Below are 267 nucleotides of genomic sequence, written 5' to 3'. Positions count from 1 at the left end.
CCCAATACCCGCCCCGCCGATCAGGGCCGCCCCAACCCCCAGATTCATGAAACCACCATCGTCAAGCCGAGCAGGTCCAACGGAACGGTCATCGGCGTCGTAGCGGTCGTGTTGCTCGCCATTGCCGGCTTCCTCATCTGGTCGGCCGGCGACGACAACACCGCAACGCCCGCAGCCGGCGTCAATGAGCAGGTCGCTCCCGCAGCCGATCCGGCCCTGAGCGTCCCCGCCGCCCCCGACGCTCCGGCGCTCGCCCCCGAGAACACG

General features: G+C 69.7%; 1 pseudogene. It reads left to right on the top strand.

The features are described from left to right. A pseudogene (locus LL06_RS27825) lies at nt 1-267 on the top strand (hypothetical protein); the annotation flags it as partial.

Source organism: Hoeflea sp. BAL378, from assembly GCF_000759435.1.
Taxonomy (GTDB): domain Bacteria; phylum Pseudomonadota; class Alphaproteobacteria; order Rhizobiales; family Rhizobiaceae; genus Hoeflea.
This window is presented reverse-complemented; position numbering and strand designations above follow the sequence as displayed.